We start from the raw sequence: 16,985 nt of genomic DNA, 5'->3' as shown, positions 1-16,985 counted from the left end.
GGGAAAGCTTGTTCCGATCTTGCTCCGGCGGCGGGAAGTGGACTATACCTGTCGGCGTCCCGCCCGTCGTACCACTGCGCACGACGGCCCGACGCCTGCACGAACCCAGCTGCAATTGACCGCGGTGGCGGGGCCCTTCGCCTGAGGCGAGCTTGTACGGGCGACCGGTACACCGCCTGAGTCCTGAATGAAGGCGAGGACTTGAGCATGGGATCCACCTCCGCCCAGAACAATGAGGGCCTCGGCCGTCGCGATCTGATCAAGCGTTCCGCCGCCCTCGGTCTGATCTCGGTGCCGACCATGAGTTTCCTTTCCGCGTGTGCCTCCAGCGGGGGCGACGACGCCGGCAAAGACCAGCCCAAGGGCGAGAAGACGAAGGACAATCCGTTCGGCGTCGCCAAGGGCGGCAAGATCGACGTCGTCGTCTTCAAGGGCGGATACGGCGACGACTACGCCAAGGCGTGGGAGGCGAGCTTCAACAAGAAGTGGGGCGTGACCGCCACCCACACCGGCACCCAGGAGATCACCGGCAAGCTCCAGCCGCGCTTCAACGCCGGCAACCCGCCGGACATCGTCGACGACTCCGGCGCCCAGAAGATCAAGATCGACGTGCTGGCCAAGAACGGGCAGCTGCTCGACCTCGCCGAGATCCTCGACGCGCCGTCCGTCGACGACCCGGCCAAGAAGGTCCGCGACACCCTGATCCCCGGCACCATCGACGCCGGCCTCCAGGAGGGCAAGGTCGTCGCCCTCAACTACATCTACACGGTGTGGGGCCTGTGGTACTCCGGCAAGCTCTTCAAGGAGAAGGGCTGGACCGAGCCCAAGACCTGGGACGAGTTCATGGCCATCTGCAAGGAGGCCACCGCCCAGGGCATCGGCGGACTCGCCCACCAGGGCAAGTACCCGTACTACATCAACGTCGCCATCATGGACCTGATCGCCAAGAAGGGCGGTCTGGAGGCCATGAAGGCGATCGACAACCTCGACCCCAAGGCCTTCGTCGGCTCCGCCGCGGCCAAGGAGGCCGTCGAGGCCGTCTACGAGCTGGTGGAGAAGGGCTACCTGATGGCCGGCACCAACGGCCTCACCCACACCGAGTCGCAGACCCGCTGGAACCAGTACAAGGCCGCGTTCATCACCTGTGGCTCCTGGCTGGAGAACGAGCAGCTCAAGCAGACCCCGGCCGACTTCGACATGAAGTTCATGCCGATGCCGCTGCTGCCCGGCAGCAAGATGCCGTACGAGGCCATCCGCGCCGGCTCCGGCGAGCCCTTCATCATCCCCGCCAAGGCCAAGAACCTGGCCGAGGCGAAGGAGTTCATGCGGATGATGCTCTCCAAGGAGTGGTCGACGCTCTTCGCCAAGGAGGCCAACTCGCTCACCATCCTCGCCGACGGCGTGGACCCGAGCGTCCAGCTCCGCCCGGGCACCCAGTCGACGGTCCAGGCCTCCAAGGCGGCCGGCACCAACACCTTCCGCTACCTGTACACCGAGTGGTACAGCGAGATGGACACCGAGATCCAGAACGCCTCCAACGAGCTGATGGCCAAGCGCATCCAGCCCGCCGAGTGGCTCAAGCGGGCCCAGGCCGCCGTCGACAAGGCCGCCAAGGACCCGGCGTCCAAGAAGAACCACCGCGACTGATCTCGCGCATCACACCCGCCGGGGACATCAGGGACAGGATCGCCATGCGTAAAGGGCAGTACCAGTTCGTCACGGGATTCCTCTTCGTACCCGTGGCCCTCTATCTGGTCTTCGTCATCTGGCCGTACATCCAGACGATCGGCTACTCGCTGACCGACTGGAAGGGCCAGTCGCAGACCTTCTCCTTCGTCGGACTCGACAACTACGTCGCCCTGTTCCAGGACGACGTCTTCCTGGGAGCGGTCTGGCACAACATCCTGTTCCTGGTGTTCATCCCGGTGATCACCATCCTGCTCGCCCTCTTCCTCGCCTTCATGGTGAACGCGGGCGGGCGCAGCAAGGCCGGCGGCGTCGCGGGCGTCGCCGGGTCCAAGTTCTACAAGGTCGTCTACTTCTTCCCGCAGGTGCTCTCGCTGGCGATCCTCGCGGTGCTCTTCGGCGCCGTGTACCGCAGCGACACCGGCGGCATGCTCAACGGCCTGCTGCTCAAGCTCGGCCTGATCGACGCGGCCGAGCCGATCGAGTGGCTCAACGAGCCCGACTTCGTCCTGTGGGCGCTCATGGCGGTCGTCGTCTGGCACGGCGTCGGCTTCTACCTGGTGCTGTTCTCCGCCGCCATGCAGTCCATCCCCCGGGACATCTACGAGGCCGCGCTGATCGACGGCGCCGGCCGCGCCCAGTCCTTCTTCCGCATCACCCTGCCGCTGCTGTGGGACTCCGTGCAGACCGCCTGGGTCTACCTCGGCATCGTCGCCATGGACATGTTCGTCCTCGTCTCCACCATGACCTCGGGCGACTACGGCGGCGGCCCCGACCACCACAGCGAGACCATGTCGACGGTCATGATGCGCAACTTCCTCTACTTCGGTAAGAGCGGCTACGCCTGTGCCATGGGCGTGATCATGCTGCTCCTCACCCTGATCGTGTCCGTGGTCACGCTGCGCGCCACCCGCCGCGAGCGCCTCGAGTTCTGAGCGGGAGAACGACGATGACTGCACCCATCCAGAAGTCCGACACCAGCCCGGCCACCGGTACGGGCGGGGGCTCCGTGCCCCGCCAGCGCGCGGCGGGCAAGGGGCACGCCCCGGCCCCGGGCCCCGCCCGCGAGGGCGTCGTCCTCAACGTCTTCTCGCACGGCTTCCTCGCCGTGTGGGCCCTGCTGATCGTGCTGCCGCTGCTGTGGCTGGTGCTCAGCTCCTTCAAGACCGACTCCCAGATCGCCGGGTCCGCCTTCGGCTGGCCGGCCAACTGGTCGCTCGACGTCTTCACCCGGGCCTGGAACAAGGGCATCGGCGACTACTTCGTGAACACCGTGATCGTCCTGGTGTTCTCGGTGCCGCTGACCATGCTCTTCGGCTCCATGGCCGCGTACGTGCTGGCGCGCTACCGCTTCTGGGGCAACCGGGCGATCTACTACTTCTTCGTCGCCGGCGCCATGTTCCCGGTCTTCCTGGCGCTCGTCCCGCTCTTCTTCATGGTGAAGATGCTCGGGATGCTCAACACCTACCAGGGCCTGATCCTGGTGTACGTCGCCTATTCGATGCCCTTCACCGTCTTCTTCATGCACTCCTTCTTCAGGACGCTGCCGACGGCGGTCTTCGAGGCGGCGGTCCTGGACGGGGCCTCGCACACCCGGGCCTTCTTCCAGGTGATGCTGCCGATGGCCAAGCCGGGCCTGCTCAGCGTGGGCATCTTCAACACGCTGGGGCAGTGGAACCAGTTCGTGCTGCCGACCGTGCTGATGCAGCCGCAGAGCGGCGACGACCCCGAGCGCTACGTGCTCACCCAGGGCCTGATCCAGCTCCAGCAGCAGCAGGGGTACGAGACCGACCTGCCGGTGCTCTTCGCCGGCGTCACCATCGCCATGATCCCCATGCTGGTGGTCTACCTGTCCTTCCAGCGGCAGGTCCAGGCGGGTCTCACTTCGGCCACGCTCAAGTAACGGAACACCGCGCAGAGGTCCGGTCCCGGGGAGCCCACCCCGGGACCGGACCTTTTGCGTCCGTTTTCGGCTACCGTCGAGGACTTGACGACGACAAGCCCTACGAAGGAGCTTGGAGTTCATAACTTGTACACGTCGTAGGGTGGAGAGAGTCAATGGAGACTCCGGGGTCGCAGTCGTCGCTGCACCGGGCCAATCTGGAGCGGGTCGTCCGGGCTGTGCGGATGGCCGGATCGCTCACCCAGGCGGAGATCGCCCGCGCGACCGGGCTGTCCGCCGCCACGGTCTCCAACATCGTGCGGGAGCTGAAGGACGGCGGCACCGTCGACGTCACCCCCACCTCCGCGGGCGGTCGCAGGGCCCGCAGCGTCTCGCTCAGCGGCGACGCGGGCATCGTCATCGGCGTCGACTTCGGCCACACCCACCTGCGCGTCGCGGTGGGCAACCTGGCCCACCAGGTGCTCGCCGAGGAGGCCGAGCCGCTCGACGTGGACGCCTCGGCCGCGGAGGGCTTCGACCGGGCGGAACAGCTGGTCACCCGCCTGATCGCGGCCACCGGGATCGGCCGGGACAAGGTCGTCGGCGTCGGCCTCGGCGTACCGGGCCCCATCGACGTCTCCTCGGGCACCCTGGGCTCCACCTCGATCCTGCCGGGCTGGGGCGGCATCAACCCCGCCGACGAGCTCTCCGCCCGCCTGGGCGTCCCCGTGCACGTCGACAACGACGCCAACCTGGGAGCGCTCGGCGAGCTCGTCTGGGGCAGCGGCCGGGGCGTGAAGGACCTCGCGTACATCAAGGTCGCCAGCGGCGTCGGCGCCGGACTGGTGATCGACGGGCGGGTCTACCGGGGCCCGGGCGGCACGGCCGGCGAGATCGGGCACATCACCCTCGACGAGTCGGGGCCGGTCTGCCGCTGCGGCAACCGCGGCTGCCTGGAGACCTTCACCGCCGCCCGCTACGTCCTGCCGCTGCTGCAGCCGAGCCACGGCGCCGACCTCACCATGGAGCGGGTGGTCCAGCTGGCCCGCGAGGGCGACCCCGGCTGCCGGCGGGTCATCGCCGACGTGGGGCGCCACATCGGCAGCGGCATCGCCAACCTCTGCAACCTTCTGAACCCGAGCCGGGTGATCCTCGGCGGCGACCTCGCGGAGGCCGGTGAGCTGGTCCTCGCGCCCATCAGGGACTCCGTCTCGCGGTACGCGATCCCCAGCGCCGCCCGGCAGCTGTCGCTGGCCCAGGGGGCGTTGGGCGGCCGCGCCGAAGTGCTGGGCGCGCTCGCCCTGGTGCTCAGCGAAATGGGCGATTCGACCCTTCTGGCGGGGGGCGCCGAGGCCGGCTCGGGCGCCGCCGCTCTTGCGTTCACTTAGATAACGAATGGCACCGTTGTCGTCTCGTTAAGTATTTACTCCTTGACGTCGCCCCCGCGGCCGAGTTGACTTCCAGCCACCTCGGCCGCAACGTCGCGGCCTCGTCAGGGAGGCAACCCCACATGAACGCAATGACGCGTCGCGTCGTCATAGGCACGGCCGCGGTTTCCATGGCCCTCTCCCTCGCCGCCTGTGGCAAGGCGGGCGACAACGGCTCGGGCGATGCGAGCGGCGGCGACGGCAAGACCATCGGTCTGCTGCTTCCGGAGAACAAGACCACGCGTTACGAGACCTTCGACCGCCCGATCATCGAGGCGAAGATCAAGGCTCTGTGCTCCGACTGCGAGATCAAGTACAACAACGCCGCGCAGGACACCGAGACGCAGAAGAAGCAGTTCGACGCCCTCGTGACCCAGGGCGTCAAGGTCATCATCCTGGACTCGGTCGACTACAAGGCCACCAAGTCCTGGGTCCAGCAGGCCGCGGACAAGGGCGTCAAGGTGGTCGCGTACGACCGCCTGGCCGAGGGCCCGATCTCCGCCTACGTCAGCTACGACAACGAGAAGATCGGCCGCCTGCAGGGCGAGGCCCTGGTCAAGGCGCTCGGCGCCCAGGCCAAGGACGCCAACGTCGTCATGATCAACGGCTCGCCGACCGACCCCAACGCCCCGCTGTTCAAGAAGGGCGCCCACAGCGTCCTCGACAGCGGCGTGAAGAAGGTCGTCTACGAGCAGGACATCCCGGACTGGTCCCCGGACGAGGCCAACAAGAAGATGGGTGCCGCCATCGACTCGCTGGGCAAGGCGGGCTTCCAGGGCGTCTACTCCGCCAACGACGGCATGGCCGGCGGCATCATCACCGCCCTCAGCAAGCAGGGCGTCAAGGTCCCGGTCGGCGGTCAGGACGCCGAGCTCGCCGGTCTGCAGCGGATCCTGAAGGGCGACCAGGCCTTCACCATCTACAAGCAGATCAAGCCCGAGGCCGAGACCACCGCGGAGATCGCGGTCAAGCTCCTCAAGGGCGAGAAGATCGACGACCTCGTCCCGGTCAAGGTCACCAGCCTCACCGGCGAGTTCAAGGACATCCCCGCCAAGCTGTACGACGCGCAGATCGTGACCAAGGAGAACATCGCCTCCACGATCATCGCCGACAACGTCTACAAGGCGGCCGACATCTGCACCGCCGAGTACAAGGCGGCCTGCGAGGCGGCGGGCATCAAGTAGCCCGCCCCGCCCCCCACGGAAGACCGTCCGGCGCACCCCGCCCCGTTCCGACGCCCCGCAAGCGGGGGCGGGGCGCCGGACCCCTCGCAGTACTCGCGGTACTCCGCAGCACTTCTCGCACCACATCCCCGCCGGTCAGGCGGCGAAGGAGATGATTCACGTGTCCGCTACGCCCGTGCTGGCGTTGCGCGGGGTCTCCAAGCGGTTCGGCGCCGTCCAGGTGCTCACCGATGTCGATCTGGAGATCCACGCCGGAGAGGTCGTCGCCCTCGTGGGCGACAACGGCGCCGGCAAGTCGACCCTCGTCAAGACGATCTCGGGTGTCCACCCGATCGACGAGGGCACCATCGAATGGGACGGCCGCCCCGTCCAGATCACCAAGCCCCACGACTCCCAGAACCTCGGGGTCGCGACCGTCTACCAGGACCTGGCGCTCTGCGACAACCTCGACGTCGTCGCCAACCTCTTCCTCGGCAGCGAGCTCAGCTCCGCCAAGGTGCTCGACGAGATCGCCATGGAGAAGCGCGCCCGGGAGCTCCTGGACACCCTGTCCATCCGCATCCCCTCGGTCCGCATACCCGTCGCCGCCCTCTCCGGCGGCCAGCGGCAGGTCGTGGCCATCGCCCGAGCGCTGATCGGCGACCCGAAGATCGTCATCCTGGACGAGCCCACCGCCGCCCTCGGCGTCGAGCAGACCGCACAGGTGCTCGACCTGGTGGAGCGGCTGCGCGAGCGCGGTCACGGCGTCATCCTCATCAGCCACAACATGGCCGACGTCCGCGCCGTCGCCGACAAGGTCGCCGTGCTCCGCCTCGGCCGCAACAACGGTGTCTTCGACGTCGAGGACACCACCCACGAGACGATCATCGCCGCCATCACCGGTGCCACGGACAACGCCGTGACCCGCAGGCAGGCCCGTACGGCCGCCGCAGCGAACTCCGAGAAGGGGGCCGCCAAGTGAGCGACCTCGCCAAGACCCCCGAAGCCCCCGAGACCGCCGACAGCGCCGTCGAGGGATCCGCTGCGCCCGTCCCGGCCGTCGACCCCCGGCTCCTCGTCCGCGAGGAAGGCGTCAAGGGCTACTGGACCGAGTTCACCCGCAAGGTCCGCGGCGGCGAGCTCGGCTCGCTCCCCGTGATCCTCGGCCTGATCGTCATCGCGGTCGTCTTCCAGCTCCAGAACAGCAACTTCCTGTCCGCGAGCTCCGTCGCCAACGTCGCGGTGTACGCCTCCGGCCTCGGCATCATGGCCGTCGGCATCGTCTTCGTCCTCGTCCTCGGCGAGATCGACCTGTCGATGGGCTCCGTCGCCGGCGTCGGCGCCGCCGTCTGGGCCGGCCTGCAGGTCAGCAACGGGATGAACCAGTGGCTGGCCATCGTGCTCGCGGTCCTCGCGGGCACCGCCATCGGCGCGCTGCACGGCTTCTTCTTCGCCAAGATCGGCGTCCCCGCGTTCGTCGTCACCCTGGCGGGCTTCCTCGGCTGGATGGGGTTCCAGGAGTGGCTCATGGGCGGCGAGGGCTCCATCAACACGCCGTCCGGCAGCGTGGTGGAGAACCTCACCAACTACTTCTTCGCCGACAAGATCGCCGCCTACGGCCTCGCCCTGGTGGCCGTCGCCGCGTACCTGCTCTCGCTGCTGCGCGACAGCAGCCGCCGCAAGGCCGCCCAGCTCCCGGCCCGCCCGATCGCCGAGATCGTGCTGCGCACCGCCGTCGTCGCCGTCCTGGTCTTCGTCGTCGCGTACGTCATGAACGAGCCCGCCGGCGCCCGCGGCCTGCCGCTCGCCCTGGTGCTCTTCCTGGCCGTGCTGGTCATCGCCGACTTCGTCGCCCGCCGCACCCTCTTCGGCCGCAAGGTCTTCGCGGTCGGCGGCAACGCCGAGGCGGCCCGCCGCGCCGGCATCAACGTGGACCGGGTCCGGATCGCCGTCTTCGCGATCTCCGGCACCCTCGCCGCCTTCGGCGGCCTGTTCATCGCGAGCCTCTCCGGCGGCGCGACCAAGAGCCTCGGCGGCGGCAACACGCTGATGCTGGTCATCGCCGCGGCCGTGATCGGCGGCACCAGCCTCTTCGGCGGCCGCGGCAAGGTCTGGTCCGCCCTCCTGGGCATGATCGTGATCCAGTCGATCCAGCAGGGACTGAACATGATCGGCATGTCCAACGCGATCCAGAACATGATCACCGGCGCGGTGCTCCTCGCCGCCGTCGTGATCGACTCGGTCTCCCGCCGCACGCAGAAGACCGCCGGCCGCGCGTAACGCTCGCCACACTCCGCCCGGCGCCGAGAACCGGCGCCGGGCGCTGCTGCGTCCGGACCAGTGCACCGGCCGTGCGGATCAGCGGTGTGTCGGCCATGCGGGTGGTGCACCACCCCCCGGCCCGATGCCCACGATCCAAGACGGAACATTAGACTCGACAAATCGGCAAGCTCGACCAGCTCAAACGCAAGGAGGCACGGGTGGCTCTGCTGACCCGTATCAGGGGACCGCGAGATCTGGACCGGCTCTCCTCGGAACAGCTGGACCAGCTGGCCGGGGAGATCAGGTCGTTCCTCGTGGACGCCGTCTCCAAGACCGGCGGGCACCTCGGCCCCAACCTCGGCGTGGTCGAGCTGACCATCGCCCTGCACCGCGTCTTCGACTCGCCCAAGGACAAGGTCCTCTTCGACACCGGCCACCAGAGCTATGTGCACAAGCTGCTCACCGGCCGCCAGGACTTCTCCCGGCTCAAGATGAAGGGCGGCCTGTCCGGCTACCCCTCGCAGGCCGAGTCCGAGCACGACGTCATCGAGAACTCGCACGCCTCCACCGTCCTCGGCTGGGCCGACGGACTGGCCAAGGCCAACGAGATCCTCCGCAAGGACGACCACGTCGTCGCGGTCATCGGCGACGGCGCGCTCACCGGCGGCATGGCCTGGGAGGCGCTGAACAACATCGCCGCCGCCAAGGACCGCCCGCTCGTCATCGTCGTCAACGACAACGAGCGCTCCTACGCGCCCACCATCGGCGGCCTCGCCAACCACCTGGCCACCCTGCGCACCACCGACGGCTACGAGCGCTTCCTCGCCCGCGGCAAGGACATCCTGGAGCGCACCCCGGTCGTCGGGAAGCCGCTCTACGAGACCCTGCACGGCGCCAAGAAGGGCCTCAAGGACTTCATCGCCCCCCAGGGCATGTTCGAGGACCTCGGCCTGAAGTACGTCGGCCCCATCGACGGCCACGACATCGAGGCCCTGGAGTCCGCGCTCACCCGCGCCAAGCGCTTCGGCGGCCCGGTCATCGTGCACTGCCTCACCGAGAAGGGCCGCGGCTACCAGCCGGCGCTCCAGGACGAGGCCGACCGCTTCCACGCCGTCGGCAAGATCCACCCCGACACCGGTCTGCCGATCGCCTCCTCCGGCGCCGACTGGACCAGCGTCTTCGGCCAGGAGATGGTCGAGCTCGGCAAGGAGCGCGCGGACATCGTCGCGATCACGGCGGCCATGCTCCAGCCCGTCGGCCTGGACAAGTTCGCCAAGGCCTTCCCCGAGCGCGTGTTCGACGTCGGCATCGCCGAGCAGCACGGCGCGGTCTCCGCGGCCGGCCTCGCCACCGGCGGACTCCACCCGGTCTTCGCGGTCTACGCGACCTTCCTCAACCGCGCCTTCGACCAGGTCCTGATGGACGTGGCCCTGCACAAGTGCGGCGTCACCTTCGTCCTGGACCGGGCCGGCGTCACCGGCACCGACGGCGCCTCCCACAACGGCATGTGGGACATGTCGATCCTGCAGGTCGTGCCCGGCCTGCGGCTCGCCGCCCCGCGCGACGCCGACCAGGTCCGCGCCCAGCTGCGCGAGGCCGTCGAGGTCACCGACGCCCCCACCGTGGTCCGCTTCTCCAAGGGCGCGGTCGGCCCGGCCGTCCCCGCGCTGCGGCGCGTCGGCGGCATGGACGTGCTCCGCGAGGCCGGCAGCGACCGGCCCGACGTCCTGCTGGTCTCGGTGGGCGCCCTCGCGCCCATGTGCCTGGAGATCGCCGACCTCCTCGACAAGCAGGGCATCTCCACCACCGTCGTCGACCCGCGCTGGGTCAAGCCCGTCGACGAGGCCCTCGCCCCGCTCGCCGAGCAGCACCGCGTGGTCGTCACCGTCGAGGACAACAGCCGCGTCGGCGGCGTCGGCTCGGCCGTGGCCCAGGCGCTGCGCGACGCCGGCGTGGACGTGCCGCTGCGCGACTTCGGCATCCCGCCGCGCTTCCTCGACCACGCCTCCCGCGGCGAGGTCATGGCGGAGATCGGCCTCACCGCCCCGGACATCGCCCGCCAGGTCACCGGCCTGGTCTCGCGCCTCGACGGGCGCTTCGAGTCCAGCGCCAAGGCCGTGGAACCCGCGCGCGACTGACGGCGAGGGACCTTCCCGGTCTCACCCAGCGTCACCTTTGGGCCGGTCGGCTCACTCTTCGGAGTGCCGACCGGCCCTTCCGCGTGCATCCTGGGCTCAGGACGGGCAGCCCCACCGGCAGGAGGTGCGACGGTGAGTACGGACCAGCAGCCACGCGCGAATTCAGGGATGTTCCGGACCAAGACGGTCGAACAGTCGATCCGTGACACGGAGGAACCGGAGCACGCGCTCAAGAAGTCCCTCTCCGCCTGGGACCTGACGGTCTTCGGCGTCGGCGTCATCATCGGCACCGGCATCTTCGTCCTCACCGGCAAGGTCGCCAAGGAGAACGCGGGACCGGCCACGGCCCTCGCCTTCGTCGCCGCCGGCATCGTCTGCGCCCTCGCGGCCCTGTGCTACGCGGAGTTCGCCTCCACGGTGCCGGTCGCCGGATCGGCGTACACCTTCGCGTACGCCTCCATCGGCGAGCTGCCCGCCTGGATCATCGGCTGGGACCTCGTCCTGGAGTTCGCGCTCGGCACGGCCGTCGTCGCCGTCGGCTGGTCCGGCTATGTGCGCTCGCTCATGGACAACATCGGCTGGCACCTGCCGGCCTCGCTGGAGGGCCCGGACGTGCCCGGCGGGACCTTCGACATCCTCGCCTTCCTCCTCGTCCTGGTGCTGACGGCGATCCTGGTCCTCGGCATGAAGCTCTCCGCGCGGATCACCGCGGTCGTCGTCGCCATCAAGGTGACCGTCGTGATGATCGTGATCATCGCCGGCCTGTTCTTCATCGTCGGCGACAACTACAAGCCGTTCATCCCGCCGGCCGTCACCCCGCCGGGCGGCATCTCGGGGTGGAACGAGCCGATGGTCGGGCTGATCTTCGGCTACGAGCCGACCAACTTCGGCGTCATGGGCATCTTCACCGCGGCCTCCGTCGTCTTCTTCGCCTTCATCGGCTTCGACGTGGTCGCCACCGCCGCCGAGGAGACCAAGCTCCCGCAGCGGGACATGCCCCGCGGCATCCTCGGCTCGCTGCTCATCTGCACCATCCTGTACGTGGCGGTCGCCCTCGTCGTCACCGGTATGCAGCACTACACCGAACTGTCCGTCAGCGCCCCGCTCGCCGACGCGTTCAAGGCCGTCGGCCACCCGTTCTACGCGGGCGTCATCAGCTTCGGCGCCGCCGTCGGCCTGACCACCGTCTGTCTGATCCTGCTGCTCGGCCAGACCCGGGTGTTCTTCGCGATGAGCCGCGACGGCCTGCTGCCCCGCTTCTTCTCCGTCACCCACCCGCGCTTCAAGACCCCCTACCGGCCGACCATCCTGCTCGGCGGCGTCATCGCCGTGGTCGCCGGCTTCACCAGCATCAACGAGCTCGCGACGCTGGTGAACATCGGCACCCTGTTCGCCTTCGTCATGGTCGCGGCCGGCGTCATCGTCCTCCGCCGCACCCGCCCCGACCTGCACCGGGCCTTCCGCACCCCGTGGGTGCCGGTCCTGCCGATCCTGTCCATCGCCGCCTCGCTCTGGCTGATGCTCAACCTGCCGGGCGAGACCTGGTTCCGCTTCGCCGTCTGGATGCTGATCGGCCTGGTCGTCTACTTCCTGTACGGCCGCGGGCACAGCCGCCTCGGACAGCAGGGCCGCGAGGCGCGGTACTAACCGCCGGGGAGACTCCGGGGGCCCACACAGCGCCCGCCCGTCTCCACCACACGCCGCCGCAGCTCCCGGTCGGCCGTGACCACCAGGCACGGCCGGCCGGCCGCGTTCCGGGCCAGCTCCACGATGAGGTCGTCGCCGCTGCCCGGCGCCTCCTCGACCCGCACCCCCGGCACCGAGGCCACGCCCCGCGCCCGGCCCTCCACGACGAGCACGATCTCGTACGGGCCGCCCTCCGCGGGCCCGCCGTGCGCCGCGAGCCGGTCCCGCAGCCGCTCCGCGGCCCCCCGCCGGTCCTTCCACCATCCGTCGGGCACCGAGCCCACGACATTGGCCCCGTCGACGATCAGAAGCTGCATGCGCACAGCATGACGGCCCCGGCACCACCGAAGTGGTACCGGGGCCGCCGTCACCCTTGCGGGGCGGTCCTACGCGGGGACGCTCGCCACGCCCTGCGCGAGGAACCGCTTGCCGTTGACGCGCTCGGAGACGCCCTCACGGTCCAGGTACGGCGTGATGCCGCCCAGGTGGAAGGGCCAGCCCGCGCCCGTGATCAGGCAGAGGTCGATGTCCTGCGCCTCGGCGACGACACCCTCCTCCAGCATCAGGCCGATCTCCTGCGCGACGGCGTCCAGGACGCGGTCGCGGACCTGCTCCTCGGTCAGGACGACGTCGCCCTGCTTCAGGAGCGCGGCGACCTCGGGGTCGAGCTCGGGCTTGAAGCCGTTCTCCGCCTTGTAGACGTAGAAGCCGCGCTTGCCGGCCTCGACGACCGCCTTCAGGTTGGGGGAGACCGTGAAGCGCTCCGGGAAGGCGCGGTTCAGGGTCTCGGAGACGTGCAGACCGATGGCCGGGCCGACCAGCTCCAGGAGCACCAGCGGCGACATCGGCAGACCGAGCGGCTCGACGCCCTTCTCGGCGACGGCCACCGGGGTGCCCTCGTCGATGACGTTCTGGATCTCGCCCATGAAGCGGGTCAGGATGCGGTTCACGACGAACGCCGGGGCGTCCTTGGTGAGGACCGCGGTCTTCTTCAGCTTCTTGGCGACACCGAAGGCCGTGGCCAGCGAGGCGTCGTCGGTCTGCTCGCCGCGCACGATCTCCAGGAGCGGGAGGATCGCGACCGGGTTGAAGAAGTGGAAGCCGACCACGCGCTCGGGGTGCTTGAGCTTCGAGGCCATCTCGGAGACCGAGAGCGAGGAGGTGTTGGTGGCGAGGATCGCGTGCGCCGGGGCGACCGCCTCGACCTCCGCGAACACCGTCTGCTTGACGGACATCTCCTCGAACACGGCCTCGATGATGAAGTCCGCGTCCGCGAAGCCCTCGGCCTTGTCCAGGACACCGGAGACCAGGCCCTTGAGGCGGTTGGCCTTGTCCTGGTTGATGCGGCCCTTGCCGAGCAGCTTCTCGATCTCGCCGTGGACGTAGCCCACGCCCTTGTCGACGCGCTCCTGGTCGATGTCGGTCAGGACGACCGGCACCTCGAGGCGGCGCAGGAACAGCAGGGCGAGCTGGGAGGCCATCAGACCGGCGCCGACGACACCGACCTTGGTGACCGGGCGGGCCAGCGACTTGTCGGGCGCGCCGGCCGGACGCTTGCCGCGCTTCTGCACCAGGTTGAAGGCGTAGATGCCGGAGCGGAGCTCGCCGCCCATGATCAGGTCCGCGAGGGCCTGGTCCTCGGCGTCGTAGCCCTTCTGCAGGTCGCCGTCCTTGGCGGCCTCGATGATGTCGAGGGCGCGGTAGGCGGCCGGGGCGGCGCCGTGCACCTTGGAGTCGGCGATGGCACGGCCCTTGGCGACGGCCTGGTCCCAGGCCTCGCCGCGGTCGATCTCCGGGCGCTCGACGGTCACGGAGCCGCTCAGGACGCCGGCCGTCCAGATGAGGGACTGCTCCAGGAAGTCGGCGCCCTCGAAGAGCGCGTCGGCGATGCCGAGCTCGAAGACCTGCTTGCCCTTGAGCTGGCGGTTCTGGTTCAGCGAGTTCTCGATGATGACCGAGACGGCCTTCTCCGCGCCGATCAGGTTCGGCAGGATCGTGCAGCCGCCCCAGCCGGGCACGAGACCGAGGAAGACCTCGGGCAGCGAGAAGGCCGGCAGGGCCTTGGAGACGGTGCGGTAGGTGCAGTGCAGACCGACCTCGACACCGCCGCCCATGGCCGCGCCGTTGTAGTACGCGAAGGTCGGCACGGCCAGACCGGCGAGACGCTTGAAGACGTCGTGGCCGCCCTTGCCGATGGCCAGCGCGTCGGAGTGCTGCTTGAGCAGCTCGACGCCCTTGAGGTCCGCGCCCACGGCGAAGATGAACGGCTTGCCGGTGATGCCGACGCCGACGATCTCACCGTTCGCGGCCTCGGCCTCGACCTGGTCGATCGCCGTGTTCAGGTTGGCGAGCGACTGCGGGCCGAAGGTGGTCGGCTTGGTGTGGTCGAAGCCGTTGTCCAGCGTGATCAGCGCGAACCTGCCCGCACCGGCGGGGAGTTCGAAGTGACGTACGTGGGCCGAGGTGACGACCTCGTCCGGGAAGAGCTCGGCGGCGCCCTTCAGAAGCTCTGCGGTGGTGCTCACTTGCTGCCTCCGGCGTCCTTGTGGTTCGGGTTCTCCCAGATGACCGTGGCGCCCATGCCGAAGCCGACGCACATGGTGGTGAGGCCGTAGCGGACCTCCGGCTGCTCCTCGAACTGGCGGGCCAGCTGCGTCATCAGACGAACGCCGGAGGAGGCGAGCGGGTGGCCGTACGCGATGGCGCCGCCGTACTGGTTGACGCGGGCGTCGTCGTCGGCGATGCCGTAGTGCTCCAGGAAGGCGAGGACCTGGACCGCGAAGGCCTCGTTGATCTCGAAGAGACCGATGTCCGAGATGGACAGGCCGGCCTGGGCCAGCGCCTTCTCGGTGGCCGGGATCGGGCCGTAGCCCATGACCTCGGGCTCCACGCCGGCGAAGGCGTAGGAGACGAGGCGCATCTTCACCGGGAGGTTGTTCTCGCGGGCGAAGTCCTCGGAGGCGATGATCGAGGCGGTGGCGCCGTCGTTCAGGCCGGCCGCGTTGCCCGCGGTGACGTTGCCGTGGACGCGGAACGGCGTCTTCAGGTTGGCCAGCGACTCCAGGGTGGTGCCCGGGCGCATCGGCTCGTCGGCGGTGACCAGGCCCCAGCCGGTCTCGCCGGCCTCGGCGTTGGTGCGGCGCACCGAGATCGGCACCAGGTCGCGCTGGATCTTGCCGTCGGCGTACGCCTTGGCGGCCTTCTCCTGCGAGCGCACGGCGTACTCGTCGGCGCGCTGCTTGGTGATGGTGGGGTAGCGGTCGTGCAGGTTCTCGGCGGTCATGCCCATGAACAGGGCGGACTCGTCGACCAGCTTCTCGCTGACGAAGCGCGGGTTCGGGTCGACGCCCTCGCCCATGGGGTGGCGGCCCATGTGCTCGACGCCACCGGCGATGACGGCGTCGTAGGCGCCGAACGCGATCGAACCGGCGGTCGACGTCACGGCGGTCAGCGCGCCGGCGCACATGCGGTCGATGGAGTAGCCGGGCACGGACTGCGGCAGACCCGCGAGGATGCCGGCGGTGCGGCCGAGGGTCAGGCCCTGGTCGCCGATCTGCGTGGTCGCGGCGATGGCGACCTCGTCGATCTTGGCGGGGTCGAGGCCGGGGTTGCGGCGCAGCAGCTCCCGGATGGCCTTCACGACGAGGTCGTCGGCGCGGGTCTCGTGGTAGATGCCCTTCGGGCCCGCCTTGCCGAACGGGGTACGGACGCCGTCGACGAAGACGACGTCCCTGACGGTACGAGGCACGATGGCTCTCCTCCAGGGTGCGGGATGGCACTGCTGCGCGGGCGCGCTGCCCTGCACGCGGCTAAGCGCGCGCTTGCTCCCCCCATGCTACTTGCGGGTAACCAGACTGCCCAGCCCCCCCGGCCCAAGCGGTGAAGGTCACACCCGCCGAGGGGGCCGCCCGGGGCTTGCGGTGCCGCCTCGCCCGTCCATCACGGCCGCCATCGGGGCCGCGTCGCGCACCACGTCCCGGACGAAGGCCGACCGGCGCACGCCCAGGCCGCGCAGGGCCGGGCCGTGGTCGTACGCGACGACCAGCGCGGCCCCGGCCAGCAGGAGCCGCCAGCCGGCCGTGGTGGCGCGCCGGGCGGGGGCGGGCAGGGAGGCGAGGTCCTCGCGCAGCCGGCGGCAGTGGAACGGCACGTGCCGCTCCTCGTCCGCGAGGATCCGTCCGGCGACCTCGGCGGCCAGCGGGTCCCGTGTGCCGTCGCGCACGGCGCGGTAGTAGCGCAGCGCCACCACCTCGGCCACCATCAGGACCAGCAGCTCCAGGCGCAGCCCGAGGAGCCGGCGGAGCCGGACGAAGGCGGCGTCGGTCCAGTGGCCGGCGAGGGTCGGCGCCCCGGCCGCCGCGAGGAGCAGCGCGAGCATCCGGGCGTGGTTCTGCTCCTCGGCGACGAAGAGGTCCACCGCCTCGGCGTAGACCGGGTCGCCGGCCCCGGCCGCCTTCGCGCGGAGCTGGGCCCCGTCGCCGTCCTCGCCGACCTGGAAGCGCTGGAGGCTCCGGATCAGTGCCTCCGGCAGCCGGGCGCCCCGCGCCCAGTCCGGATCGCCGAGCGCGGTGCGGCGCTCCCGCTCCTCGGTGAAGTCGCGGACCCAGTCCGCGTAGTCGCCCGTCGTTCCGGCCCCGCCCTTGATCCCATTTTTGATCATGTTCAGAAAGCTAGTGCTTCTTGAGCGCGTTCAAAAGCTCTGTGACGGGGCGGTGACGGAACCGGGACACGACGAAGCCCC

General features: G+C 69.6%; 13 protein-coding genes. 9 read left to right on the top strand and 4 right to left on the bottom strand.

The genetic code is table 11. From position 1 onward, the window contains the following. The first annotated feature begins 207 nt into the window (after positions 1–207). The 9 genes from ngcE to ACH414_RS28405 all read left to right on the top strand — a co-directional run bounded on the left by ngcE (position 208) and on the right by ACH414_RS28405 (position 12,205). Positions 208–1,647, top strand: a complete 1,440-nt coding sequence (gene ngcE, locus ACH414_RS28445) for an N-acetylglucosamine/diacetylchitobiose ABC transporter substrate-binding protein (protein WP_382545654.1) — start codon at positions 208–210, stop codon at positions 1,645–1,647. A gap of 44 nt (positions 1,648–1,691) precedes the next feature. Further along, positions 1,692–2,621, top strand: coding sequence for a carbohydrate ABC transporter permease (locus ACH414_RS28440; protein ID WP_382545657.1), 930 nt, complete (start codon positions 1,692–1,694; stop codon positions 2,619–2,621). A 14-nt stretch (positions 2,622–2,635) separates the two neighbouring features. Beyond that, positions 2,636–3,589: a carbohydrate ABC transporter permease gene (locus tag ACH414_RS28435; RefSeq protein ID WP_382545660.1), complete on the top strand. Its 954-nt coding sequence runs from the start codon at positions 2,636–2,638 to the stop codon at positions 3,587–3,589. A gap of 155 nt (positions 3,590–3,744) precedes the next feature. Continuing rightward, entirely contained in the window at positions 3,745–4,956 is a 1,212-nt protein-coding gene (locus tag ACH414_RS28430) for an ROK family protein (protein ID WP_391770035.1), read from the top strand. Between the two features lie 122 nt (positions 4,957–5,078). Further along, the gene (locus ACH414_RS28425; protein ID WP_382545666.1) at positions 5,079–6,179 is read left to right on the top strand and encodes a sugar ABC transporter substrate-binding protein; all 1,101 of its coding nucleotides are present in this window, start codon (positions 5,079–5,081) and stop codon (positions 6,177–6,179) included. A 151-nt stretch (positions 6,180–6,330) separates the two neighbouring features. Continuing rightward, complete coding sequence (locus tag ACH414_RS28420) at positions 6,331–7,140, top strand: ATP-binding cassette domain-containing protein (RefSeq protein ID WP_382545669.1); 810 nt, start codon at positions 6,331–6,333, stop codon at positions 7,138–7,140. Next, positions 7,137–8,438, top strand: coding sequence for a sugar ABC transporter permease (locus ACH414_RS28415; protein WP_391770036.1), 1,302 nt, complete (start codon positions 7,137–7,139; stop codon positions 8,436–8,438). Before ACH414_RS28420 ends, ACH414_RS28415 begins: the two co-directional genes overlap by 4 nt. 200 nt (positions 8,439–8,638) lie before the next feature. Then, positions 8,639–10,558, top strand: a complete 1,920-nt coding sequence (gene dxs / locus ACH414_RS28410) for a 1-deoxy-D-xylulose-5-phosphate synthase (RefSeq protein ID WP_382545674.1) — start codon at positions 8,639–8,641, stop codon at positions 10,556–10,558. Between the two features lie 168 nt (positions 10,559–10,726). Further along, entirely contained in the window at positions 10,727–12,205 is a 1,479-nt protein-coding gene (locus ACH414_RS28405) for an amino acid permease (RefSeq protein WP_382545677.1), read from the top strand. Here ACH414_RS28405 and ACH414_RS28400 read toward each other — a convergent pair. The 4 genes from ACH414_RS28400 to ACH414_RS28385 form a co-directional block, all read right to left on the bottom strand. Then, positions 12,202–12,561, bottom strand: coding sequence for an NTP pyrophosphohydrolase (locus tag ACH414_RS28400; protein WP_398943891.1), 360 nt, complete (start codon positions 12,559–12,561; stop codon positions 12,202–12,204). The genes ACH414_RS28405 and ACH414_RS28400 overlap by 4 nt on opposite strands. Before the next feature lie 69 nt (positions 12,562–12,630). Further along, positions 12,631–14,769, bottom strand: coding sequence for a 3-hydroxyacyl-CoA dehydrogenase NAD-binding domain-containing protein (locus ACH414_RS28395; RefSeq protein ID WP_382545683.1), 2,139 nt, complete (start codon positions 14,767–14,769; stop codon positions 12,631–12,633). Then, entirely contained in the window at positions 14,766–15,992 is a 1,227-nt protein-coding gene (locus tag ACH414_RS28390) for a thiolase family protein (RefSeq protein ID WP_382545685.1), read from the bottom strand. The genes ACH414_RS28395 and ACH414_RS28390 overlap by 4 nt, the downstream gene beginning before the upstream one ends. A gap of 138 nt (positions 15,993–16,130) precedes the next feature. Further along, a complete protein-coding gene (locus ACH414_RS28385) occupies positions 16,131–16,904 on the bottom strand; it encodes a ferritin-like domain-containing protein (protein ID WP_382545688.1) in 774 nt (257 codons plus the stop codon). Positions 16,905–16,985 lie beyond the last annotated feature (81 nt).

The organism is Streptomyces sp. NPDC020422 (assembly GCF_044386705.1).
Classification (GTDB): domain Bacteria; phylum Actinomycetota; class Actinomycetes; order Streptomycetales; family Streptomycetaceae; genus Streptomyces.
The sequence above is the reverse complement of the archived record's forward strand: the minus strand, read 5'-3'. Positions and strand labels throughout refer to the sequence as shown.